This window comes from Dactylosporangium sp. CA-139066 (genome assembly GCF_050936175.1).
GTDB lineage: Bacteria > Actinomycetota > Actinomycetes > Mycobacteriales > Micromonosporaceae > Dactylosporangium.
In genome coordinates, this window is sequence record NZ_JBNJNH010000001.1 from 389,975 (window position 1) to 412,726 (window position 22,752).

A 22,752-nucleotide genomic window follows, 5' to 3' on the forward strand; every position below is an offset into this window, starting at 1 on the left:
AGATTGTCGGTGCCGCGAGGCAGGATGTGTTGGGAGGTGGCGATTGGCCGGCAAGATCAAGGACGAGGACATCGCCCTGGTCCGCGAGCGCACGTCGATCGAGGACGTGATCTCCGAGCACGTCACGCTGCGCTCCGCGGGCGGCGGCAACCTCAAGGGCCTGTGCCCGTTCCACGACGAGAAGACCGCCTCGTTCAACGTCTCGCCCGCCCGCAACGTGTACTTCTGCCACGGCTGCGGAGCCGGCGGCGACGCCATCAAGTTCCTGATGGACCACGACCACCTCAGCTTCGTCGAGTCGGTCGAGCGCCTCGCCGCGCGGGCCGGGCTGCAGCTGCGCTACGTCGAGGCCGGCAGCGCGCCGATCCGCCAGACGGGGCAGAAGCAGCGCCTGATCGCCGCGCACGCGGAGGCCGCCCGCTTCTACGCCGAGCAGCTGGGCACCCCGGGCGCCCGCCCGGCCCGGGAGTTCCTCGCCCAGCGCGGGTTCAGCCGCGAGGCCGCCGAGCGCTACGGGTGCGGGTTCGCCCCCGACGGCTGGGACCACCTTTCGAAGCATCTGCGCCAGAAGGGGTACACCCACCAGGAGCTCACCGCCGCCGGCCTCTCCCGCGAGGGCCGCTCGGGCGGGCTCATCGACCGGTTCCGCCGCCGGCTGCTGTGGCCGATCAAGGACATCTCCGGCGACGTGATCGGCTTCGGCGCGCGGAAGCTGTTCGACGACGATGACGGGCCGAAGTACCTCAACACGCCCGAGACGCCGCTGTACAAGAAGTCCCACGTGCTGTACGGCATCGACCAGGCCAAACGCGAGATCGCCAAGCAGAGCCGGGTCGTCATCGTCGAGGGCTACACCGACGTGATGGCCTGTCACCTGGCCGGCGTGCCGGTGGCCGTGGCGACCTGCGGCACCGCGTTCGGCGCGGACCACATCACGGTCCTGCGCCGCCTGCTGCTGGACGCCGACGGCTACGGCGGCGAGATCATCTTCACGTTCGACGGCGACGCGGCCGGGCAGAAGGCGGCGCTGCGCGCGTTCGAGGACGACCAGCGCTTCGTCGCCCAGACGTTCGTCGCGATCGGCCCCGACAACATGGACCCGTGCGAGCTGCGCCTGGCCAAGGGCGATGTGGCGGTACGCGACCTGGTCGCCGACCGCCAGCCGCTGCTCGACTTCGCGCTGCGCTCGGTGATCCAGCGCTTCGACCTCAACACCGCCGAGGGCCGCGTCGGCGCCCTGCGCGCGACCGCCCCGCTGGTGGCGAAGATCAAGGACCGGGCGCTGCGGCCGGAGTACGCGCGCAAGCTCTCCGGCGACCTCGGCATGGAGCTGGAGACGGTCCAGCGCGCGGTCGCCGCGGCCGGCAAGGGCGCCGTCGACCCGATCCCGGCCCAGGCGCAGCGGCGGGTGGTCGCGCCCGACAGCGCCGAGGCGCTCGTCGAGCGGGAGGCGCTGAAGCTCGCCCTGCAGCAGCCGGCCCTGGCCGGGCCCATGTTCGACGCCGTGGGCCCGGAGATGTACACCCATCCGATGTATTCGGCCCTTCGCTCGGCGGTCGGGGACGCCGGCGGCGCCTCCAGCGCGGGCGGCGGCGCGGTGTGGATCGAGCAGGTCCGCGAGGCGTGCACCGACCTGGGGGCCGGCGCGCTCGTCGCGGAGCTCGCGGTCGAGCCGCTGCGCTTGGACGGCGAGCCGGACCCGCGCTACGTCGAGGCGACGATCAACCGGCTGCAGCTCATGGCGCTCAACCGCACGATCGCCGAGCTCAAGTCGAAGCTGCAGCGCATCAACCCGGTGACCAACGCCGACGAGCACCTGCGCCTGTTCAGCGAGCTGGTGTCGCTGGAGGGCCACGCCCGCGCGCTACGCGACCGCGGCGCGAGCCGCTGGTGACCGTCTAGGAGTCTCGTGTTCGGATTTCTCAAGCGCCGCCGGCTGCCGGCGGACAAACGCCCCCGGCTGGGCCCCGACGAGCGCGTCGTGGCCTGGGCCGCCGCAACCGGCGACAACGTCGTGGTCGCCACCAACCACGGCCTGTGGCTGCCCGGCGCCGACGAGCGCGTCGGCTGGCACGAGATCCACAAGGCCACCTGGTCGGGCCGCCAGCTCGCCGTCGTGGCGGCGCGCGAGCTGCCCGGCGAGGAGGAGTACGCGGTGATGGGCGACCTCCCGCCCCTGGTCATCACGCTGCTCGACCCCGACCGCGTGCCGGAGCAGGTCCGCGTGCGCGTCAACAAGTCGATCGCGCACACCTCGCACCATCCGCTCGACGAGCTCACCGGCACCCGCGGCGGCGTGCGCGTCGTCGGCCGCCGCGTCCCCGGCGTCAACGGCCTGCGCTGGACCGTCCGCTACGACGAGAGCGTCGACCCGCAGGCACCGGGCGTGCCGGAGCACACCCGCGAGCTGGTCGCCTGGGCGAAGTCCGGCGTCGGCACCGTGCCCTAGCCCGCGGGCAGCCGGTCTTTGTTGCGGCGCAGCAGCCGTACGGCCACGGCGATGACCAGCGCCACGTCGAGGAACGCACCGGGCAGCTTCGTCTTGGTGGCCAGCCCGAGGCTGTCTTGCAGCGTCAGGAACGGCAGCGCGACCACGGCGACGTGCACCCCGGTGCGCAGCCTCCCGTGCAGGTGCGTTCCGGCGAGGACGGCGATTCCGGCGAGGGCGTACCAGGCGTAGAACACCGGCCCGAGCACCGCCGTGGCCAGCAGCGCCAGCCCCGCGGCGGTGAGCACGGGGTCGGCCGCCTCCTGCGGGTTGCGTCGCGCCGCCCGCACCGCCCGCCACCACAGCCAGAGCAGGATCGCCGCGAGCGCGACGAACCCCGCGGCCCGGCAGGCGGCGATCACGGTGTCGACGGCCGCGGGCCGCCCGAGGGCGCGCAGGACGTACCCGATCGCCATGCCGACGCCGGTCGGGATCGACAGCCACTGCTTGAGCCCCGCCGTGGCCCCGAGCGCCTTGACGAACCCGATCCCGTGCCCGGTGACGAGGGCGAGAAGGCCGTACGTCCCGGCCATCGCCGCGACGAAGCCGGCCGGTGCCCGCCGCCCCCGCACAAGCAGCAGTGGTACCGCAAAGGGCGCCGCCACCACGGCGGTCACCTTGATCGCGGCCGCGAGCCCGAACGCGACCCCGGACAGCCCGCCCCGCCCGCGGGTCGCCAACGCGAACCCGGCCAGCACGAACGCCGCGAGCAGGATGTCGTTGTGCACGCCGGACACCACGTGGATCATGACGAGCGGGCTGGCCGCGAGCACGGCGTTGCCGTCGGTGAGCCGGTGCGCGGCGGCGACGCACAGCACCAGCCCGCCGATCGCGACGAGCCGGAACAGCCCGACGGCCAGCATGAGGTGCCCGTGCGCGACCCAGGCGACCCCGCCCGAGATCGCGAACCACAGCGGTCCGTAGGGGCTCGGCGTGTCCCGCCACAGCGGCGGCACCTCGCCCAGCCACGTGCAGGGCAGCGCGGACGGCCCGTGCTCGTACAGGTTGATCCCGGCGTTGAAGAGCTGACCCTGGCAGGCGTACGCGTACACGTCCAGGGCCCCCATCGGCGGCGCCACCAGCAGCGGCAGGGCCCAGACGGCGGCGGTGACGAGCACCTCGCGGGTCTCGGTGGTGTCGCGCAGCTGCCACCACGCCCACCCGAGCATGAGCAGCCCGACGAACCAGACGCAGACGCCGGTCACCCAGGCCGCGTCGTGCGGCAGCGGCTTGCCGCCGAGGAAGCCGCTGGCGGCCAGCAGGACGGTGGCGGCCAGCCCGAGCCAGCGCGGGTTGAGACGCACTGACGCATCGTAGTAACCCTCGCGGGCCGGCCCGCGCCAGGCGCTCGCGCCATTGGGGACCGTGGAACTTTCCGTGTCCGGCTTTTCGCCCGACGGAGCGCATGGCCGATGGTTTGTAAGTCAGTGTGGACTTACAAACCCACGCAAGGGCCAGCCATCTCCGCGAGCGGTTGCATGTATGTGAGTCCACACTTACAAACTTTGTCGGGAGCGCCTGGCGAGGCGGGCCCGGCAGGGGTGCGGCGACGCAAGGGCCAGCCGGCTCCGTGGGCGGTTGCATGTATGTGAGTCCGCACTTACAAACTTGTCGGTGAGCGCCCGGCGGGGCGGGCCCGGCGGGGGCGCGGCGAGGCGGGCTCGGCAAGCGCGCGGCGACGCAAGGGTCAGCCGGCTCCGTGGGCGGTCGCATGTATGTGAGTCCACACTTACAAACTTTGTCGGGAGCGCCTGGCGAGGCGGGCCCGGCAGGGGCGCGGCGACGCAAGGGCCAGCCGGCTCCGTGGGCGGTTGCATGTATGTGAGTCCGCACTTACAAACTTGTCGGCGAGCGCCCGGCGGGGCGGGCCCGGCGGGGGCGCGGCGAGGCGGCGGGGGGCACGGCCAGGCAAGCCCGGCGGGGGCGCGGCGAGGGAGTTCGGCAAGCGCACGGCGAGGCAAGGCCGACGCGTGGACCGGTGGGGGAGGCGGGCTGAAAAAAACTTCTGGCGCCCGGTTTGACCGCATTTTGCAAAGGTCGGATGATCTTTGCATACCGGCCCCGACCTGCGGAAACAGGCATATTTTCTTAAGCGTCCGAACTTCCGTTGGATTCAGCAAAAGTTTGGTAACAAGCGAAAGAAGCTCTAGACGCGGGGGCTCGGGCGGGCCTAAAGTCTCGACGCAACACGGGTGTAACGCACGGCACACGACCCTGTCACCAGTAGCTAGGTGGCGGTGTGGTGGTGTAGCCGCATGTCGCGGACGCCCTGGACTGCGACCTGACGAGGAGGTGCCTCCATGAACACCGTCAGCGCCATCGACAACCCCGTTCAGTCGCGCCTGCTCCGCCTGTTGCGGGACACGGGTGCGCTGTCGCGTGCGGAGCTGGCCGACCGACTCGAGGTGCCGCGGCCCCGGCTGCTGGCCGACCTGGACGCGCTCGTCGCGACCGGGCTCATCCGCGAGGCGGGCCCGGCGGCGAGCCGCGGCGGGCGGCGCTCCACGCTGGTCGAGCTCAACCCGGGCCTGCGCTTCGCGGCGGTGGACCTGGGCGCCAGCTCGATCGACGTCGAGATCAGTGACGGCCGGCTGGAGCCGATCGCCGCCTACGGGGAGCCCGCGGACATCCGCTCGGGGCCGAAGGTGATCCTGCAACGGGTCAACGAGATCCTGCACAAGTTCAAGGCGGAAGGGGCGTACGAGCGCCTCAACGCCATCGGCATCGGCGTGCCCGGCCCGGTCAGCTTCCGCGACGGGGTGCCGGTGTCGCCGCCGATCATGCCCGGCTGGGACCGGTTCCCGGTGCGGGAGGCGCTCGGGCGCGAGCACAACTGCCCGGTCGTCGTCGACAACGACGTCAACATCATGAGCATCGGCGAGCGCTACGGCGGCGTCGCGCACTCGGTGGACAACCTGCTGTTCCTCAAGGTCGGCACGGGCATCGGGTGCGGCATCTACCTCAACGGAGAGGTGTACCGGGGCACCGACGGGTGCGCCGGCGACATCGGCCACATCCAGGTCGACAGCCACGGGCCGGTGTGCTCGTGCGGCAACGTCGGCTGCCTCGAGGCGCTCTTCGGTGGCGGCGCGCTCGCGCGTGACGCGACCGCCGCGGCCCGCAGCGGCGCCTCGCCGGCGCTGGCCGACCGGCTCGCGGCCAACGGCTCCGTGACGGCCAAGGACGTCGCCGACGGCGCGGCCGAGGGCGACGTCACCTGCATCCGGCTCATCCGCGACGGCGGTCGCCGCGTCGGCGGCGTGCTCGCCGGCCTGGTCAGCTTCATCAACCCGTCGATGATCGTGATCGGCGGCGGCCTGGCCGGCCTCGGGCACATCCTGCTCGCCGAGATCCGCAGCGTCGTGTACCGGCGCTCACTGCCCCTTGCGACCGGCAACCTGCCGGTCGTCCTGTCCGAGCTCGGCCCCCGCGCCGGCGTCGTCGGCGCCGCGGTACTGGCCAGCGAACTCGCATATGGACGGCCTTCATGACAGCTCCACCGGCCCAACCTGGGCAACCGGTCGAGAACCCCACGGCGGACGTGGTACTTCGGCTCACCGATGTGGTCAAGACGTTTCCCGGCGTCCGCGCGCTCGACGGCGTTCAGCTCGAGGTGCGCGCGGGCGAGGTGCACTGCCTGCTGGGCCAGAACGGCGCCGGCAAGTCGACCCTGATCAAGGTCCTGTCGGGCGCACACACCCCGGACTCCGGCGAGATCCTGTGGCAGGGCCAGCCGGCCGCGTTCGGCAGCCCGCAGGCGGCCATGAAGGCCGGCATCGCCACCATCTACCAGGAGCTCGACCTGGTCGACGGGCTGAGCGTCGCCGAGAACATGTACCTCGGGCACGAGCCCAACAGCGTGGGCTTCGTCGCCCGCCGGCAGATGCGCCGCGGCGCGGCCGCCATCCTGCAGCGCCTCGGGCACCCCGAGATCCCGGTCGGCCGCGAGGTCGGCAAGCTGCCCGCCGCCGCCAAGCAGATCGTGAGCATGGGCCGGGCGCTGTCGCGCGAGGCCAGGCTGCTCATCATGGACGAGCCGAGCGCCGTGCTCGCCCACGACGAGGTGGAGAACCTGTTCCGCATCGTGCGCGGCCTCACCGAGCAGGGCATCGCGGTCATCTACATCTCGCACCGCCTCGACGAGATCCGCGAGATCGGCGACCGGGTGACGGTGCTCAAGGACGGGCGCACCACCGCCGCCAACCTCGACGCGAAGAGCACCCCCAACCGCGAGCTGGTGAGCCGGATGACCGGGCGCACCATCGAGTACGTCTTCCCCACCCGGCCCGCCGCGCGCGCCTTCGACGGCGCCCCGCTGCTGCGGGTCGAGGGGCTCACGCTGCCGGGCCGCTTCGCCGACGTGTCGCTCGAGGTGCACGGCGGCGAGATCGTCGGCATCACCGGCCTGGTCGGCTCCGGCCGCTCCGAGGTGCTCGAGAGCATCTACGGCGCCCGCCGGCCCAGCGCCGGCACGGTCGAGCTGGCCGGGCAGAAGCTGCGCCGCGGCAGCGTCAACGCCGCCGTGAAGGCCGGCATCGGCATGGCGCCGGAGGAGCGCAAGAGCCAGGCGCTGCTGCTCGGCGAGCCGATCTACCGCAACGTGACCCTGGCCGGCTTCGCCCGCTACGCCCGGGCCGGCTTCACCGACGCCGCCCGCGAGCGCGAGGCGGCCGAGCAGACCACCCGCGGCCTGGACCTGCGCCCGGCCGACGTCCGCCGTCCGGTGCGCACCCTGTCCGGCGGCAACCAGCAGAAGGTCGTCGTCGGGCGCTGGCTGCTCGGCGGCACGAAGCTGCTGCTGCTTGACGAGCCGACCCGCGGCGTCGACGTGGGCGCGCGCGCCGAGCTGTACCAGGTCATCCGCAGGCTCGCCGACGAGGGTGTCGGGGTCCTGCTCGTCTCCAGCGAGGTGCCCGAGGTGCTCGGCCTCTCCGACCGCGTGCTGGTCATGCGGGAGGGCCGGGTCGTGCGCGAGGCGCCCGCGGAGGAACTCGACGAAGACACCGTGCTCGACCTGGTGATGGCCGGCTCGCTGCTCGACGGGGCCGACCTCACGGGCGATGCCGCCGTTGTTGAAGGGAACGCCGCATGAGCACCGCCACGGAACCGGTGGACGTCCACGACCCGCCCCGCGTCACCGCCCAGAGCTGGTGGCAGCGCGAGGGCGCGGACAACGCCAAGCGCAACCTCGCCCTGCTGGGCGTGCTCGTGCTCCTGCTGATCATCGGCGCGGTCACGCACCCCGAGATCTTCCTCGACGGCCAGCGCCTGTGGAACAACGAGCTGACGGTCCTCACCCAGGCCTCCAGCATCGGCGTGCTGACGATCGGCATGACGTTCGTGATCATCAGCGGCGGCATCGACCTGTCCGTCGGCGCGCTGCTCGCCCTGGCCAGCGTCTGGTGTACCACCGTGGCGACCCAGAGCTACGGCACGTTCTCGATGATCTTCACGGCGCTCGTCGTCGGCGCGGCCGCCGGCGCGGTCAACGGCGCGCTCGTCGCCTACGGCCGGCTCGTGCCGTTCATCGCCACCCTCGCCGTGATGCTCGCGGGCCGCGGCCTCGCGCAGAGCATCTCCGGCTCGCAGACGCAGATCAACCACGACGCGTTCATCAACGGCTTCGCCACCAACAAGGTGCTGGGCGTGCCGGTGGTGGCGATCATCTTCCTGGTCGTGGTCGCGATCGGATGGGTCCTGCTCAACCGGACCACGTTCGGCCGGCGCACGGTCGCCATCGGCGGCAACGCCGAGGCCGCCCGGCTCGCCGGCATCAACGTGCGGCTGCAGACCGTCCTGCTGTACGTCCTGTCGGGCATCTGCTGCGGCATCGCCGCCCTGATCGTGGTCTCCCAGACCACCTCCGGCAGCAACACCCACGGCGATCTCTACGAGCTCGACGCGATCGCCGCCGCCATCATCGGCGGCACGGCGCTGACCGGCGGCCGGGGCACCATCATCGGCTCGCTGCTCGGCGTGCTCATCTTCACGCAGATCACCAACCTGTTCGTCATCAACAACCTGCAGATCGACTCGCAGCGGATCATCAAGGGCGGCATCATCGTGGTCGCCGTGCTCATCCAGACGTTCCCGATCGCGTCGCTCTGGCGCCGCCGAAAAGCGGCATAGCGCCACCCACGAAAAACATCGCCACCGTCCACGCCGGGACGGAGGCGCTGATCAGCACACCCAAAATCACCCCACATCCCACAACTGACCACATTTGGAGGTCGCGATGAGCGACATGTCCCGTCGCCGGCTGCTGCTCGGCGGAGCGGCCATCGGCGCCGGCGCCCTGCTGGCCGGCTGCACGTCGAACGAGACCAAGAACGACGCCCCCGCGACGAACGTCAAGGAGGGCAACGCCGCCAGCGAGGCGCCCGGCAAGCCGGTCACCATCGGCTTCTCGGCCCCGGCGGCCGACCACGGCTGGATCGGCGCCATCACCGCCAACGCCAAGGCGCAGGCGGCGAAGTTCTCCGACGTGACCCTCAAGGCGGTCGACGCCGGTAAGGACGCCCCCGCCCAGATCGCCGCGCTGGAGACCCTCATCGCCAGCAAGCCCGACGCGATCGTGCTGCTGCCGCAGGACGGCGCGCAGCTCACCGCGGTGGGCAAGAAGGCCATGGACGCCGGCATCATCGTGATCAACCTCGACCGCGAGTTCTCGGACTCGGCCGCGTCGTTCTGCCTCATCAAGGGCGACAACTACGGCATGGGCGTGGCCGCCGGCCACTACATCGGCGAGAAGCTCAAGGGCAAGACCGACGCGGTCATCGGCGAGATCCCGGGCATCGACGAGCTGCAGCTGACCAAGGACCGCTCGAAGGGCTTCGCCGACACGCTCAAGACCTACGGCCTGAGCGTCAAGCACCGCGTCGCGGCCGGCTTCACCGTGCAGACCGGCCAGGCCGCCGCGGCGAACCTGCTGCAGGCCGCGCCGAAGCTCGACGCCGTGTGGAACCACGACGACGACCAGGGCGTCGGCGTGCTCGCCGCGATCCAGCAGGCGGGCCGCAAGGAGTTCTTCATGGTCGGCGGCGCCGGCTCGCGCGACGCGATGGACCACATCAAGGCCGGCGACACCGTGCTCACCTCGACGGTGACCTACCCGCCGTCGATGGCCTCGTCGGCGATCATCCTGGCCCGCCTCGCGGCCCAGGGCAAGGGCATGGGCGACCTGGTCGAGCTGCAGGTGCCGAAGCTGATCGTGCTGCAGTCCGAGACGATCACGAAGGACAACGTCGACAAGTACCTGCCCCTCGGCTTCAAGTCCTGAACCATCCGATCCGGCCGCCTGTTTCATCACTGGGGTGGGCCGAGGCCGAGTCCAGATTTCGTCTGGCGGTGGCCCGCGCAAGCCTGGCTACCGGTGTTGTAACCCGGCTTTTTGCGGGACGCCGCCAGGCGGAACCTGGGCCGGCCGCAGCCCCGCCTCAGTGATGCAACAGGCGCTAGGACCTGAACCTCAAGAAAGGAACCGCCAGTGTCCAGTCAGGGCAGCAGCGGGGAGCTGCGCGTCGGCATGGTCGGGTACGCCTTCATGGGCGCCGCGCACTCCCAGGCGTGGCGCACCGTGAACCGGGTGTTCGATCTGCCCGCGCGGGCGAGCATGGTCGCCGTCTGCGGTCGCGACGCGACCAAGGTGGCCGAGGCCGCGGCCCGGCTCGGCTGGGCCGAGGCGGTGACCGACTGGCGCGAGCTGATCGCCCGGGACGACATCGATGTCATCGACGTCTGTACCCCGGGCGACAGCCACGCCGAGATCGCGATCGCCGCGCTCGAGGCCGGCAAGCACGTGCTGTGCGAGAAGCCGCTGGCCAACACCGTCGAGGAGGCCCGCGCCATGGTCGCCGCGGCGGTCAAGGCGCGGGCGGTCGGGGTGCGCTCGGCCTGCGGGTTCAACTACCGCCGGGTGCCCGCGGTCAGCCTCATGCGCAACATGATCGCGGCCGGCCGGCTCGGCGCCATCCGCCACGTGCGGGCCGCCTACCTGCAGGACTGGATCGTCGATCCGGCCTTCCCGCTGGTGTGGCGGCTGCAGCAGGAGCGGGCCGGCTCGGGCGCGCTGGGCGACATCGGCGCGCACATCATCGACCTGACCCAGTTCGTCACCGGCCAGCGCATCACCGGCGTGTCCGGGCTGACCGAGACGTTCATCAAGGAGCGCCCCCTGCCGGAGTCCTCCAGCGGGCTGTCGGCGAGCGGGGGCAGCGCCACCGGCGAGGTCACCGTCGACGACGCGGCGCTGTTCATCGCGCGGCTCGACGGCGGCGCGATCGCCACCTACGAGGCGACCCGCTTCGCGACCGGCCGCAAGAACGGGCTGCGGGTCGAGATCAACGGCGAGTACGGCTCCCTGGCCTTTGATCTTGAGCGGCTCAACGAGCTCGAGTTCTACGACGCGTCGCTGCCCGCGGCCGAGCAGGGCTGGTCCCGCATCCTCGTGACCGAGGGCGAGCACCCGTACTTCGGCGCCTGGTGGCCGCCGGGGCACATCATCGGCTACGAGCACTCGTTCACCCACGAGATGCGCGACTTCATCGAGGCGATCGCGACGGGCAACGACCCGACGCCGTCGTTCGAGGACGCGCTGCAGGTGCAGCAGGTGCTCGAGGCCGTGGCGAAGTCCGACTCGTCCTGGGTGAGCGTGCTGGCATGAGCACCGACCCGTATGTCCCCACGCCGGCCGACCGGTTCTCGTTCGGGCTCTGGACGGTGGGCTGGCAGGCCCAGGACGTCTTCGGCTCGGCGTCGCGCCCGGCCCTCGACCCTGTCGAGACCGTGCACCGGCTGGCCGAGCTGGGGGCGTACGGCGTCAGCTTCCACGACGACGACCTGATCCCGTTCGGCAGCGACGAGACGGTGCGCGACAAGGTCGTCGCGCGCTTCCGCGAGGCCCTCGACGGCACCGGGCTGGTCGTGTCGATGGCCACCACCAACCTCTTCGGCCACCCCATCTTCAAGGACGGCGCGTTCACCGCCAACGACCGTGCCGTGCGGCGGTTCGCGCTGCAGAAGGTGCTGCGCAACATCGACCTCGCCGCCGAGCTCGGCGCGCCGACCTACGTGCTGTGGGGCGGGCGCGAGGGCGCGGAGTCCGGCGCCGGCAAGCAGATGCGCGCCGCGCTGGACCGCTACCGCGAGGCGATCAACGCCATCTGCGCCTACATCCGCCAGCGGGGGTACGACATCCGCCTGGCGATCGAGCCGAAGCCCAACGAGCCGCGCGGCGACATCCTGCTGCCCACCATCGGCCACGCCCTCGCGCTCATCTCCACCCTCGACGAGCCGTCGCGGGTGGGGCTGAACCCGGAGGTCGGCCACGAGGAGATGGCCGGGCTGAACTTCGCGCACGGCATCGCCCAGGCGCTGTGGCACGGCAAGCTGTTCCACATCGACCTCAACGGGCAGCACGGGCCGCGCTTCGACCAGGACCTGCGCTTCGGCGCCGGCAACCTGCGGGGCGCGTTCTGGACCGTCGACGTGCTGGAGAACAGCTCCGGCTACCCGACGGCGTACGCCGGGCCGCGCCACTTCGACTACAAGCCGCCCCGCACCGAGGACGCCGAGGGCGTCTGGGTCACCGCGGCGGCCTGCATGCGCAACTACCTGATCCTCAAGGAGAAGGTGCGTACCTTCCGCGATGACCCAGAGGTGTCCGCCGCCCTGGCCACTGCGCGGGTCGACGAGCTGTCGGTGCCGACGCTGCTGCCGGGGGAGTCCCTCGACCAGCTGCGGGCCGACGAGATCGACGTCGAGGCGGTCGCCGCGCGCGGTATGGCGTTCGAGCGCCTCGACCAGCTGGCCATGGAGCACCTACTGGGTATTCGCTGACGTCTTTCCCGGCGCCGGTGGCGAGGGCCTGTCCGCGGTTGCGCCCCGCGGGCAGGGGTACCGGACCCGGGGGAGTGCACGACCCGAGCGCGGCGCGGTGCCAGCCAGGCACCGCGCCGGGCCCGGACAACTGAATTCGCACAGTGACATGACAGCGCGGCGGCGCGCGCCCCACTTCGGGCTCGAGGGCCCAAATCGTGAAGGAACTGTCATGACCATCCGCACGTGGCTCGCCGCCGCTACGGTGGGCCTCCTAGCCGCCGGTGCCCTGGGCGCCGCGCCCGCCAGCGCGGCCGACGCACCGTACAAGGTGCTGGTCTTCTCGAAGACCGCCGGCTTCCGCCACTCGTCCATCCCCAACGGCATCGCCGCCATCCAGACGCTCGGCTCCGCCAACAACTTCACCGTCACCGCCACCGAGGACGCCAACGCGTTCACGACGGCCAACCTGGCGCAGTACCAGACCGTCGTGTTCATGTCGACGACCGGCGACGTCCTCAACGACACGCAGCAGACGGCGTTCGAAAGCTACATCCGGGGCGGCGGCGGCTACGTCGGCGTGCACGCGGCCGCGGACACCGAGTACAGCTGGCCCTTCTACGGCACCCTGGTCGGCGCCTGGTTCGCCTCGCACCCGGCGATCCAGCAGGCCACGGTCAACGTCGAGGACCGCGCGCACCCGGCGACCGCGCATCTCGGCGCGACCTGGGTGCGCACCGACGAGTGGTACAACTACCAGTCCAACCCCCGCACGACCGCGCACGTGCTGGCCTCGCTCAACGAGTCGTCGTACTCCGGCGGCACGATGAACGGCGACCACCCGATCACGTGGTGCAAGACCATCGACAGTGGCCGCTCCTTCTACACCGGCTTCGGCCACACCGAGGAGAGCTACACCGACCCGAACTTCACCAAGCTGCTGCTGGGCGCCATCCGGTACACCGCCAAGCGCGTCGACGCCGACTGCAGCCCGCCGGCGCCGTCGGGCAACTCGGTCTACCAGGGCGAGGCGTTCAACTCCACGGGCGGCGTCCAGGTGGCCTCGCACGGCCCGGCCGTCGGCGGCCAGACCGCCGGTTTCATCGACAACAACGACTGGATCGCGTACAACAACGTGAACCTGTCCGCGGTCAAGGGCGTCACCGTGCGCGTCGCCTCGGCCGGGGCCGGCGGCACCGTCGAGTTCCGGGCCGGTTCGACCACCGGCACGCTGCTCGGCTCGGTCGCGGTGCCCAACACGGGCAGCTGGGACACGTTCCGCGACGTGTTCACCACGCTCACGGCCAGCACGTCGACGTCGCTGTACCTCGTGTTCCGCGGCAACGGCGGCTCCCTGTTCGACGTCGACCAGTTCACCCTGGCCCGCAACGCCACCACCAAGCAGGGCGAGGCGTGGTCGTCGATGAGCGGCCTGCAGGTGGCCTCGCACGGCCCGGCCGTCGGCGGCCAGACCGCCGGCTTCATCGACAACAACGACTGGGCCGGCTACACCGGCGTCAACCTGGCCACGGTGGCCGGCGCGCGCGTGCGGTGGTCCTCGGCGGGCCCCGGCGGCACCGTCGAGTTCCGGGCCGGCTCGTCGACGGGCGCGCTGCTCGGCACGATCGCGCTGGCCAACACGGGCAGCTGGGACACGTTCCGCGAGGCCGCGATCCCGCTCTCGACGAACTCCGCCACCAGTGTGTACCTCGTCTTCCACGGCGGATCGGGGTCCCTGTTCGACATTGATGAGTTCTCCCTGATCGGCTGACCCTCGTGGTCGGTCGCGTTTGACGGAGGTGGGGCCGAGACGCCGACCGGCCTCGCCTTCGGGCCCCGCCCGCCTGGACATCACACGCGTCGCTTGCGGAATCCGGGTCGGTGACGCCGACTCCGCCCGGACCCTCCTCCTCGCGATGTGGTCCGGGCGGGCGGGGAACCTCTTTTGCTTTGCTATCAGGTCTTTTAAGATTGCCGGTGTGGGGGCGCAACCCACTTGCTTCTGGTTTCGTACTGCACACAGGTCTCCCTCGCGCCTGGATCCCCTTCATCGGAGGACAGCAGCATGGCGCGTCCAATTACGCTTTTCACCGGCCAGTGGGCCGATCTCCCGTTCGAGGAGGTCTGCCGGCTCGCGTCCGAGTGGGGCTATGACGGCCTCGAGATCGCCTGCTGGGGCGACCACTTCGAGGTCGACAAGGCCGTCTCCGACGACTCCTACGTGGAGCGCAAGCTGGAGACGCTCGCGAAGTACAACCTGAAGGTCTGGACCATCTCCAACCACCTGGTCGGCCAGGCGGTCTGCGACCACCCGATCGACCAGCGCCACCAGGGCATCCTGCCCGCCCGGATCTGGGGCGACGGCGAGCCCGAGGGCGTGCGGCAGCGGGCCGCGGAGGAGATCAAGGACACCGCCCGGGCCGCGCGCAAGCTCGGCGTCGACGTGGTCGTCGGCTTCACCGGCTCGTCCATCTGGCACACCCTGGCCATGTTCCCGCCGGTGCCGCCGGAGATGATCGAGGCCGGCTACCAGGACTTCGCCGACCGGTGGAACCCGATCCTCGACGTCTTCGACGAGGTCGGCGTGAAGTTCGCGCACGAGGTGCACCCCAGCGAGATCGCCTACGACTACTGGACCACCAAGCGCACCCTGGAAGCGATCGGCAACCGCCCCGCGTTCGGCCTCAACTGGGACCCCTCCCACTTCGTGTGGCAGGAGCTCGACCCGGTGAACTTCATCTTCGACTTCGCCGACCGCATCTACCACGTCGACTGCAAGGACGCGAAGGTCCGCACCGGCGACGGCCGCCGCGGCCGCCTGTCGTCGCACCTGCCGTGGGCCGACATGCGCCGCGGCTGGGACTTCGTGTCCACGGGCCACGGCGACGTGCCGTGGGAGGACTGCTTCCGGGCGCTCAACGGGATCGGGTACAACGGCCCGATCTCGATCGAGTGGGAGGACGCCGGCATGGACCGCCTGGTCGGCGCGCCCGAGGCCCTGCAGTTCGTCCGCCGCCTGGCCTTCGACGCTCCGGCGGCCGCCTTCGACGCGGCGTTCTCGTCCTCGTCGTGATGCCGGCCTCGTCTTTGATGCGGGCCTCGTCTTGATGCGGCCCTCGTCTTGATGTGGGCCGTGGCTTGACGCGGGCCGTGGCTTGACGCGGAAATGTCGGGCGCTGGCGCGCCCGACATTTCCGACATTTCGGTTATGACCGGATCGGCGAAAGGGCCGGCCCTGTGTGGGCCGGCCCTTTCGTGCGTCGTGCTAGAAGCTGGTTCCCGCCGACGGCGTGCTGGTGCCGGGCGCGCCGGTGGTGGCCATGTCCCGATCGAGCGCCGGCGACTGCGACGTGTGCAGCAGCCGCTGCCCGATGTCGGTCTCGGCGAACCGGCTGTTGGCCAGCCGGTCGGTGACCTTCGTCTTGCCCTCGCTGTACAGCCGCGTGGCCTGCTCCTGGACGACCCCGGCAGCCTCCTGGACCGTCGGGCTCTCCTTGATCTTCAGAGCAGTGGCCTTGAGCTCCTCATACTTCTCCCGCCCGGCCCGGGCGCCGAGCACGAAGCCCGCGGCCAGACCGCCGAGGAACAGTAGCTTGCCGCGCATAGCGACGACCTCCTTCTCACGGCGCGGGGTCATCGTTGCCTAGTGCGCCGTCTCCTCCGACATACCCGTCCATCGTCGTCCCGACACATCGATCTTGCTCCGGTTTGCCACGGTGTAGCACCCGAAGCGGTGGTTCGCGCCGCGGATAGGGATACCCGGTGGCGTGGACCCCCCGAGTCATGCTGTACTCTTTCCCGGTCGCCCTCGAACAGGGGGAGATGCAATCCCGCGTAGCTCAATTGGCAGAGCAGCCGGCTGTTAACCGGCAGGTTATAGGTTCGAGTCCTATCGCGGGAGCAGTACGGGCCCCTTCGGGGGCCTTTTTTCGTGACGCCGCCCGTTTCCGGGCGGCATTCGACTTGCGCGGCTCGGTAAGCTGGCGACGCTTGGGGCGGTAGCTCAGCAGGTTAGAGCTGGGGACTCATAATCCCTTGGTCGCGGGTTCGAGTCCCGCCCGCCCCACCAGTGCGCTCACCTGCACGTTCGTGCCGAGCGGGTGACGCATTGTGCGAACCGCTGCGCGGCGCTCATTGCCGTCACGTACAGCGTCTGGCGTAGGCAGTCGGCCGGCGAGCGTGACCGTCGCCTTGCCCGACTGCTGATCGCCGGTGCCGCCTTGCTTGTCGTTGGACTCTCGGCGCTGGTAGCGACCGCGCTCGCCTAGAGCCTGCTACGGCGGACCGTCGGTGGCGGCTGGCGTACGAAGGCTTGATCCCCGGCGTACCGAACTCGCGACCAAGGGATTATGAGTCCCCCAGCTCTAGCCTGACAAGCGTGCGTGCCGCGGCGACGGGCTAGCGCTGTGCGCGACTTGCGGTATCGTGGTATTACCGGTATTACATCGGGCATGGGGGAGATGCAGTGGCGCATGCCGCAACCGGGCGAGCGCCCCGAGGCAGTCCTGCGGGACGGTCTGACCGTTGCGGACGTGGCGGAGGCGCTTGACCGGCCTCCCGGGCTCTCGCTGCAGATCAGGCTCAACGAGCTGATGCTGGCGGTGATCGCTCCTGCTGGGCCGGGCCTGGTGGCGGCGCTGTTGCATCGCCAGGACGACTCGTTCATCTGGGTGGTCATGCGGGCTCAGTTGGCCGGACCAAACGAGATAAGCCAGTGGAACAGGCGGATGGGGGCGTAGGGATGGCACTACCGGACTTCAAGGCGATGTCTCCTGACGAGGTCGCCGACTGGTTCACCAACAACGATCTGGGCGAACTGATCGCTGCAGGTGAGCGCGTGCAAGGCGTTGACCTGGTCCAGGTCGACGCGAAGGGCGCACCGGTCGAGAAGGTGGTTACGGTCAAGATGCCGGGTGACATGGTGGCGAAACTCGACCATGCCGCGGGCCGTGACCGGGCCGGGCGTTCAGGCATCATCCGTCAAGCGGTCGCCGAGTGGCTGGATCGGCATCCCGAGGCCGCCGCATGAGCGGCACCCCGCACAGAACGCCGGTGATCATCGGCGGACGGCGTCGATAGGCAGCGCGCAGCCCAGCACGAAGATCCACCGGTTCGCATGGTGCATCGTCCGCCCCACCGTGTTAGCTGCGCCTTCGGCGCGGCGGGGGTTCCCACCCGCACCCCCATGGCCGCTGCGCGGCCACTGGCCGCGCTGCGCTGCCAGACCACGAGGCGTCCGCACGGGCCCGTCCGGTCCGTCCGCCTTGCGCGCATCTCCGCGGCTCGGATGTCCGCGATCACGTTGCGGCCTCGCTGCTTCGCCGACGACCGTCCGCGCCTCAACGTTCGTGGTCTTGCCTCGCCAGCGGCCCGGGCGACTTGCCGAACCTATTAGGTTGGTCATTGACCGATCTCCTTTCGGTACAGGTCTTGCTCGCGTGCGGTCATGAGCCGGGCCTGCCGGGGCCGCCACATGCCCAGGCGCTCGGAGCGACCGAGCAGGGCGAATGGGAACCGTCCGCCAGTCGTCACGCCACCCTCTGGACTGTGCCGGCCGTTCGCTGCAGGGACACAAGAAGCCATGGGTGGGCGGTTGACGAGCTCGTATCGGGAAAGGTGGGTTGTTTGACGCCGTAGGGCCGAAAGGCAGCCGAGAACGATGAGGGTACATCTCACGACCCCCGACACCGCCGAGGTGATTACCGTCGGGACGCAGACGATCCGGGTACTGGAGGACGGCAGCCGCACCGGCCACCGCATCGGTCTCGTCGAGCTTTCGCTCCCCCCGGGCAGTCCCGGGCCGCCGCAGCACGTCCATCGCGAGCACGACGAGACGTTCTTCGTGCTCTCCGGTACGGTTCGGTTCACCTCCGGCGCCGACCACCTCGACGTGCCCGCCGGCGACCTGGTGACCGCGCCGATCGGCACGCCACACACGTTCTCAAATCCCGACCGGACGCAGCCGGCGACCATGCTGTGCACCGTCACCCCCGACCGGTATATCGAGTACTTCCGCGAGCTGGGCAGGCTGGCCGAGGCGGGTGAGAGCGGCCACCCGAGCGCGATCCTCGAGGTGATGAGCCGCTACGCCACCGAGCCGTACCGGCCCTGACCTCTGGTGGCTGATGTTCGCCATGGCACCGGGCCGGACATCCGCCGATGCGGCTGCCGCTCGCCCGCGGTTTCGCCCCGACATCGGCTCACGGCATGTCCGCCTCTGCCTACGCTCGGCGCATGTTGGTCCGGGTCGTCAAGGTGCGCTGGGTACGCCTGCTGGTGGTCGCGTTGTTGCTGGCCACGCCCCTCGTGGCGGACGGTGAGCTCGCCGCCGGCGGCGTGCGTCCGCGCTCCGCCGGGGCCCGTCCGTCGGCATTGCCGAGCGCCGGGCCGAGGGCGACGGGGTCGCCGACTGCCTCGCCGTCCGCCGGGGTCTACGCCGATCGCCTGCCGCGGTTCGACGCGGCCCCGCCCGCCGTCCGTACGGCCACGGTCGTCGACGGCGGCGCCGTGCCGTGGGTCGCGCGGGTGCCGACCGACCAGCGCGTCGCGTTCCTCACCATCGACGACGGCTGGGTCAAGCATCCCGAGGCGGCCGAGCTGTTGCGGGAGGCGCACGTGCCGGTGACGCTGTTCCTCACGATCGACGCCATCAGCGATAACCCGGAGTACTTCCGCACGCTGCAGGGGCTGGGCGCCGTGATAGAGGCGCACACGATCACCCACAACAAGCTGTCCGGCCTGTCGTACGACGCGCAGCGGCGGGAGATCTGCGGCTCGGCGGACCGGCTCGGCGAGCTCTACGGGCGGCGGCCGACACTGTTCCGGCCGCCGTTCGGTGAGAAGGACGCGACCACGCTTCGCGCCGTGCGGGACTGCGGGATGAAGGCCGCGTTCTTCTGGAAGGAGTCGGTCAACCAGGGCAACGTCTGGTACCAGGACGTCAAGGTCGTCCAGCCGGGCGACGTCATCCTCATGCACTTCCGGGACCAGTTCGTCCAGGACTTCATCGGCGCGTTGCGGGGGATCAAAGCGGCCGGGCTGACGCCGGCGCGGCTGGAGGACTACTACTCCTGATCCGTCGGCGAAGCCGCTCGGCGAAGCCGCTCGGCGAAGCCGCTCGGCGAAGCCGCTCGGCGAAGCCGCACGACGAAGCCGCACGACGAAGCCGCACGACGAAGCCGCACGACGAAGCCGCACGACGAAGCCGCACGACGAAGCCGCACGACGAAGCCGCACGACGAAGCCGCTCGGCGAACTGAGGTCGCCGAGCGGCTGACGAGCCGGTAGGGCATCAGCCCAGGCCGTGCACCCGCTTGTACTCGAGGGTGTAGGCCAGCTTGCCGGGCTTGGCGTCGGAGTACGGCTTGCTCAGCTTGTCGAATTCGCCCTTGTTGGCGGCCTTGCCGGCGTTCCACTGGTCCAGGGCGCCGAGGTCGGCGGCGGTGAAGCCGCTGTCGACGACGGTGGTCTTGGGCAGCGCGGTCATCGTCTCGGTCAGGGTCTTGACGGTGGCCAGGTAGCCGGCGAGGTCGTTCGGGTTCCAGCCGGCCAGGTCGATCGGCTTGGCGTCGCGGACCCAGCTGCCCCAGTAGAACTCCTGGAACGCCAGCCCGTTCTGCGCGTAGCCGATGTCGCGGCCGAAGTACAGCAGGCTGCGGTACTTGTCATCGGTGAAGTTGGCCAGGCCCACGCTGGTCGGGAGCTTGTTCACGGTGACCGCGTTGCCCTCCGGGTCACGCAGGTACACCCACTTGTGCTCCTGCATCGCGGCCCAGAAGTTCTGGCGGGTGAGGGTGCTCAGGTTGGCCACGACCCGCAGCCGGACGTGCAGGTCGGCGCCGCCGTCGGGGGTCTCGTAGAAGGACGTGAGGGTGTGGTGCCCGTCGGTGAGGAACGGCTCGCCGCCGGGCCCGATGACCACGGTCTTCATGGCGGCGATGCTGTCCGCGGTCTCGGCGCCGACCGGGAGCTGGCACGTGAAGGAGGACGGGTCGTCCAGCCGCGCGGCGGGTGCGGCCGTCGCGGCGGCGATCCGGCCGTCGGCCTCGCACCAGTCGTCGAACTTCTTGTTGATCGCGTCCTTGCCCAGGGTGTAGCGGCCCAGCTTGTAGTAGACCTCGTCGTAGCCCAGTGAGGGCTGCGTCGGGTGCACGTCGCCGATGCGGACGTCGAGCAGGTCGCCGGCCTCGGCGCACAGGTACTGCGCGAACGGCGTCTTGCGCTGGTCGTGGTCGCAGAACGCCGGCCGCGTACCCGGCGCTCCGGGGGCGGCGAACGCGACCGGCGCGACCGCGGCGAGCCCGGCCCCGACCGCGACGGCGACTGCCGCCCCGAGCAGCGCGCCGCGGCGCGAGGGAGATCGGAAGCGCATATGTGTGCTCCTCGCTGGCAGTGCGGATATTGGCGCCGAGCGTGATGGCGATCATTCAACGGTTGAAAGCGCAACCGTGACGGGCGGGTGAACCCGATGGAACGATCCGGCGTCATCCGCAGTGGCCAACGCCACGTAACGGCTGGTGGCGCGCAATCGCTAGCCGGGCGGGCCTAGCGCCTGTTTCATTACTGAGGCGGGGCTGCGGCCGGCCCAGATTCCGCCTGGCGGCGTCCCGCGAAAGCCGGGTTACAACACCGGTAGCCAGGCTTCCGCGGGCCACCGCCAGACGAAATCTGGACTCGGCCTCGCTCCCACCCCAGTAATGAAACAGGCGCTAGCACCGTTCCCGCAGGAAGTGGCCCGCCGCCTACGACGGCGGCATGGCGGCCGGGCCGCTCGCCGTCGGGCTGCTCGCCCCGGTCACGGGCTACTCGCCGGCGCTGCTGGTCGTCGCCGCGCTCACGGCCGGTGCCGTCGCCCTCGTGCCGCGGGCCCGCACGGCGCCCGTGCTCAGCCCGAGTTGACCATGCCCATGAGGACCGCGATGCCGAGGGCGCTGCGGGCGGAGTACGGCTGGCGCCACAGCCCGCCGTGGGCCGCCGCCCAGGCCTCGTCCTGCCACGGGTGCTCGTGCGCCGGGCGCTCGGTGTTGAGGTCGTGGACCAGCAGCGCGGCCATGAGCGTGTTGCTGGTCGCCGGGTCGAAGATCTCGATGCCGAAGCGGTGGGCGCCGGCGAACGCGGCGGCGAGGAGGCGGTTCTTCACCACGCTGCGGGTGCGGGTGGCGGGCGCGACGGCGAACGACACCGCGCCGCCCGCGGCCCGGGCCTCGGCCGCCCGCCAGCGCTGCAGCCGTTTGGCGAGCGCGTAGTTCGGGCCCTGCTGCGGTACCAGGCTGTCGTTGATCCCCGGGTAGAGGCCGGGCGGGTAGTTGCGGGTGAGCAGCCGCCCGGCGCTCACCACGCGCAGCGGCCGCCGGAACCGGCCGATGCCGGCCGCCTCCGCATAGCGCCGGTTCGCCTCGTCGACGGCATCATCCGGTACCACGAACACGTCCGTCGGCGTCGCCAGGAACGCCAGCGCCAGGTCGGGCCGGCGCTCCCGCAGGCGGACGGTGAGCGCGTCGACGGCCATCGCGACCCGCACGTTGAGCGCCCCGTCGGCGTAGACGTAGTTGCCGAGCACGAGCCGGCCGTCGAGGCCCTCGATCCACCCGGCGACCCGGCCGAGGTCGTGCAGCAGGTCGGCGCCGCGCTCGTCGCCGGTCGCGGGGAGGTGGAGGCGGCCGGCGTACCGCTCGGCCAGGCCCGTCAGGCGCTGCCAGATCGCCGGCCGCGGCAGGTCGACCGCGACCACGTCGGCGCCCCAGCGCAGCAGCGCGCGCAGCGGGCCCATCTCCGCGCCGGCGCCGAGGACGACGACGCGCCGCTCGGGCAGCGACAGCCAGTCCGGGTTCGCGGCGACGGTGCGCAGCGCCTCGGCGCACGAGCGCTCCATCACCCCGGCGGCCACCCACCGGTCGAGCTGGCGGTCGAGCTCCCCGCCGGTGAGGCGGTGGCCGCGGTACGGCACGACGAGCTCCCGCTCCGCCTCCCCCTGCCCGGTCACCGTCACGGTCGCCAGGTCCGGCCCGCCGGGGGTGAGCGCGGCGGCGAGGGGTTCCTCGTCGCCGTCCGGTTTTCCGCGGTACCGCATCCGCTCATGCAGCGACGCCAGCCCGTCTTGGGCGATGCTCAGCGCGGCCTCGCGGGACGGCAGTCCCGCTTCGACCAGCCGCCGGAAGTGCACCAGGTAGTCGTGGCGCCAGTCGGTCGACGCCTCCGCGCCCCGGGCCCCGACCGGGTCGACGCCCCGCAGCGCGTCGGCGACCACGGCCCGCCCGAGCGCGGACGTGCTGGAGCGGCCGTCGACGCTCGGGATGACCACACCGGTCGGGTTCGCATTCGCCACGAGCGCCAGTGTGCCAGCCGGGGGGCCGCCCGGCCCGTCGACCGGCGCCCGGCCCGTCGACCGGCGCCCGGGCCGGGCGCGCTCAGGCCCGGGCGCGCTCAGGCCCGGGCGCGCTCAGGCCCGG

At 71.1% G+C, this 22,752-nt stretch carries 19 protein-coding genes and 2 tRNA genes; 17 read left to right on the top strand and 4 right to left on the bottom strand.

Annotated elements, in window-relative coordinates; genetic code table 11:
* Positions 1–43: 43 nt before the first annotated feature.
* Together dnaG and ACQEVU_RS01860 are read left to right on the top strand one after the other, a co-directional pair.
* On the top strand, positions 44–1,894 hold the full coding sequence (gene dnaG, locus ACQEVU_RS01855) for a DNA primase (protein ID WP_433319525.1): 1,851 nt from the start codon (positions 44–46) through the stop codon (positions 1,892–1,894).
* Positions 1,895–1,909: 15 nt separating this feature from the next.
* Positions 1,910–2,449: a hypothetical protein gene (locus ACQEVU_RS01860; RefSeq protein ID WP_433319528.1), complete on the top strand. Its 540-nt coding sequence runs from the start codon at positions 1,910–1,912 to the stop codon at positions 2,447–2,449.
* Here ACQEVU_RS01860 and mptB read toward each other — a convergent pair.
* Positions 2,446–3,792, bottom strand: coding sequence for a polyprenol phosphomannose-dependent alpha 1,6 mannosyltransferase MptB (gene mptB / locus ACQEVU_RS01865; protein ID WP_433319531.1), 1,347 nt, complete (start codon positions 3,790–3,792; stop codon positions 2,446–2,448). The genes ACQEVU_RS01860 and mptB overlap by 4 nt on opposite strands.
* A gap of 996 nt (positions 3,793–4,788) precedes the next feature.
* Between mptB and ACQEVU_RS01870 the strand changes: the two genes are divergently transcribed.
* The 8 genes from ACQEVU_RS01870 (at position 4,789) to ACQEVU_RS01905 (ending at position 15,377) form a co-directional block, all read left to right on the top strand.
* On the top strand, positions 4,789–5,979 hold the full coding sequence (locus tag ACQEVU_RS01870; protein WP_433319534.1) for an ROK family transcriptional regulator: 1,191 nt from the start codon (positions 4,789–4,791) through the stop codon (positions 5,977–5,979).
* Entirely contained in the window at positions 5,976–7,580 is a 1,605-nt protein-coding gene (locus tag ACQEVU_RS01875) for a sugar ABC transporter ATP-binding protein (protein WP_433319537.1), read from the top strand. The genes ACQEVU_RS01870 and ACQEVU_RS01875 overlap by 4 nt, the downstream gene beginning before the upstream one ends.
* On the top strand, positions 7,577–8,617 hold the full coding sequence (locus ACQEVU_RS01880) for an ABC transporter permease (protein ID WP_433319540.1): 1,041 nt from the start codon (positions 7,577–7,579) through the stop codon (positions 8,615–8,617). The genes ACQEVU_RS01875 and ACQEVU_RS01880 overlap by 4 nt, the downstream gene beginning before the upstream one ends.
* Before the next feature lie 106 nt (positions 8,618–8,723).
* The gene (locus tag ACQEVU_RS01885; RefSeq protein ID WP_433319543.1) at positions 8,724–9,767 is read left to right on the top strand and encodes a substrate-binding domain-containing protein; all 1,044 of its coding nucleotides are present in this window, start codon (positions 8,724–8,726) and stop codon (positions 9,765–9,767) included.
* A gap of 246 nt (positions 9,768–10,013) precedes the next feature.
* Positions 10,014–11,150 (top strand): Gfo/Idh/MocA family protein, encoded by a 1,137-nt coding sequence (locus tag ACQEVU_RS01890; RefSeq protein ID WP_433334748.1) that lies wholly within the window; start codon positions 10,014–10,016, stop codon positions 11,148–11,150.
* On the top strand, positions 11,147–12,325 hold the full coding sequence (gene xylA / locus ACQEVU_RS01895) for a xylose isomerase (protein ID WP_433319546.1): 1,179 nt from the start codon (positions 11,147–11,149) through the stop codon (positions 12,323–12,325). The genes ACQEVU_RS01890 and xylA overlap by 4 nt, the downstream gene beginning before the upstream one ends.
* A 211-nt stretch (positions 12,326–12,536) precedes the next feature.
* Entirely contained in the window at positions 12,537–14,075 is a 1,539-nt protein-coding gene (locus ACQEVU_RS01900; protein WP_433319549.1) for a ThuA domain-containing protein, read from the top strand.
* Positions 14,076–14,369: 294 nt separating this feature from the next.
* Positions 14,370–15,377, top strand: coding sequence for a sugar phosphate isomerase/epimerase family protein (locus ACQEVU_RS01905; RefSeq protein ID WP_433319552.1), 1,008 nt, complete (start codon positions 14,370–14,372; stop codon positions 15,375–15,377).
* Between the two features lie 192 nt (positions 15,378–15,569).
* Here the strand turns inward: ACQEVU_RS01905 and ACQEVU_RS01910 are convergent, their stop codons facing one another.
* The gene (locus ACQEVU_RS01910) at positions 15,570–15,908 is read right to left on the bottom strand and encodes a hypothetical protein (RefSeq protein WP_433319555.1); all 339 of its coding nucleotides are present in this window, start codon (positions 15,906–15,908) and stop codon (positions 15,570–15,572) included.
* A 224-nt stretch (positions 15,909–16,132) separates the two neighbouring features.
* Between ACQEVU_RS01910 and ACQEVU_RS01915 the strand changes: the two genes are divergently transcribed.
* From ACQEVU_RS01915 to ACQEVU_RS01940, 6 genes are all read left to right on the top strand, one after another.
* A tRNA-Asn gene (locus ACQEVU_RS01915) sits at positions 16,133–16,205 on the top strand.
* A 91-nt stretch (positions 16,206–16,296) separates the two neighbouring features.
* Positions 16,297–16,373, top strand: a tRNA-Ile gene (locus ACQEVU_RS01920).
* Between the two features lie 382 nt (positions 16,374–16,755).
* On the top strand, positions 16,756–17,043 hold the full coding sequence (locus ACQEVU_RS01925) for a hypothetical protein (RefSeq protein WP_433319558.1): 288 nt from the start codon (positions 16,756–16,758) through the stop codon (positions 17,041–17,043).
* A gap of 2 nt (positions 17,044–17,045) precedes the next feature.
* Positions 17,046–17,333, top strand: a complete 288-nt coding sequence (locus ACQEVU_RS01930; RefSeq protein ID WP_433319561.1) for a ribbon-helix-helix domain-containing protein — start codon at positions 17,046–17,048, stop codon at positions 17,331–17,333.
* Positions 17,334–17,963: 630 nt separating this feature from the next.
* Positions 17,964–18,416, top strand: coding sequence for a cupin domain-containing protein (locus ACQEVU_RS01935; protein ID WP_433319564.1), 453 nt, complete (start codon positions 17,964–17,966; stop codon positions 18,414–18,416).
* A 122-nt stretch (positions 18,417–18,538) separates the two neighbouring features.
* The gene (locus ACQEVU_RS01940; RefSeq protein WP_433319567.1) at positions 18,539–19,378 is read left to right on the top strand and encodes a polysaccharide deacetylase family protein; all 840 of its coding nucleotides are present in this window, start codon (positions 18,539–18,541) and stop codon (positions 19,376–19,378) included.
* A gap of 217 nt (positions 19,379–19,595) precedes the next feature.
* Here ACQEVU_RS01940 and ACQEVU_RS01945 read toward each other — a convergent pair whose 3' ends face one another.
* On the bottom strand, positions 19,596–20,675 hold the full coding sequence (locus ACQEVU_RS01945; RefSeq protein WP_433319570.1) for a ParB-like protein: 1,080 nt from the start codon (positions 20,673–20,675) through the stop codon (positions 19,596–19,598).
* Between the two features lie 383 nt (positions 20,676–21,058).
* On the opposite strand from ACQEVU_RS01945, the gene ACQEVU_RS01950 reads away from it, so the two are divergent.
* Complete coding sequence (locus ACQEVU_RS01950) at positions 21,059–21,202, top strand: hypothetical protein (protein WP_433319573.1); 144 nt, start codon at positions 21,059–21,061, stop codon at positions 21,200–21,202.
* On the opposite strand, the gene ACQEVU_RS01955 is transcribed toward ACQEVU_RS01950, so the two are convergent.
* Complete coding sequence (locus ACQEVU_RS01955; RefSeq protein WP_433319576.1) at positions 21,189–22,628, bottom strand: hypothetical protein; 1,440 nt, start codon at positions 22,626–22,628, stop codon at positions 21,189–21,191. The two genes, ACQEVU_RS01950 and ACQEVU_RS01955, sit on opposite strands and share 14 nt — an antisense overlap.
* Between the last annotated feature and the right edge of the window lie 124 nt (positions 22,629–22,752).

Excerpts from the sequence above, each read along its gene's own strand:
- ACQEVU_RS01870 (WP_433319534.1), top strand. The coding sequence starts at position 4,789 with ATGAACACCGTCAGCGCCATCGACAACCCCGTTCAGTCGCGCCTGCTC.
- ACQEVU_RS01875 (WP_433319537.1), top strand. The coding sequence starts at position 5,976 with ATGACAGCTCCACCGGCCCAACCTGGGCAACCGGTCGAGAACCCCACG.
- ACQEVU_RS01880 (WP_433319540.1), top strand. The coding sequence starts at position 7,577 with ATGAGCACCGCCACGGAACCGGTGGACGTCCACGACCCGCCCCGCGTC.
- ACQEVU_RS01885 (WP_433319543.1), top strand. The coding sequence starts at position 8,724 with ATGAGCGACATGTCCCGTCGCCGGCTGCTGCTCGGCGGAGCGGCCATC.
- ACQEVU_RS01890 (WP_433334748.1), top strand. The coding sequence starts at position 10,014 with ATGGTCGGGTACGCCTTCATGGGCGCCGCGCACTCCCAGGCGTGGCGC.
- xylA (WP_433319546.1), top strand. The coding sequence starts at position 11,147 with ATGAGCACCGACCCGTATGTCCCCACGCCGGCCGACCGGTTCTCGTTC.
- ACQEVU_RS01900 (WP_433319549.1), top strand. The coding sequence starts at position 12,537 with ATGACCATCCGCACGTGGCTCGCCGCCGCTACGGTGGGCCTCCTAGCC.
- ACQEVU_RS01905 (WP_433319552.1), top strand. The coding sequence starts at position 14,370 with ATGGCGCGTCCAATTACGCTTTTCACCGGCCAGTGGGCCGATCTCCCG.
- ACQEVU_RS01910 (WP_433319555.1), bottom strand. The coding sequence starts at position 15,908 with ATGCGCGGCAAGCTACTGTTCCTCGGCGGTCTGGCCGCGGGCTTCGTG.
- ACQEVU_RS01925 (WP_433319558.1), top strand. The coding sequence starts at position 16,756 with ATGGGGGAGATGCAGTGGCGCATGCCGCAACCGGGCGAGCGCCCCGAG.
- ACQEVU_RS01930 (WP_433319561.1), top strand. The coding sequence starts at position 17,046 with ATGGCACTACCGGACTTCAAGGCGATGTCTCCTGACGAGGTCGCCGAC.
- ACQEVU_RS01935 (WP_433319564.1), top strand. The coding sequence starts at position 17,964 with ATGAGGGTACATCTCACGACCCCCGACACCGCCGAGGTGATTACCGTC.
- ACQEVU_RS01940 (WP_433319567.1), top strand. The coding sequence starts at position 18,539 with ATGTTGGTCCGGGTCGTCAAGGTGCGCTGGGTACGCCTGCTGGTGGTC.
- ACQEVU_RS01945 (WP_433319570.1), bottom strand. The coding sequence starts at position 20,675 with ATGCGCTTCCGATCTCCCTCGCGCCGCGGCGCGCTGCTCGGGGCGGCA.
- ACQEVU_RS01950 (WP_433319573.1), top strand. The coding sequence starts at position 21,059 with ATGGCGGCCGGGCCGCTCGCCGTCGGGCTGCTCGCCCCGGTCACGGGC.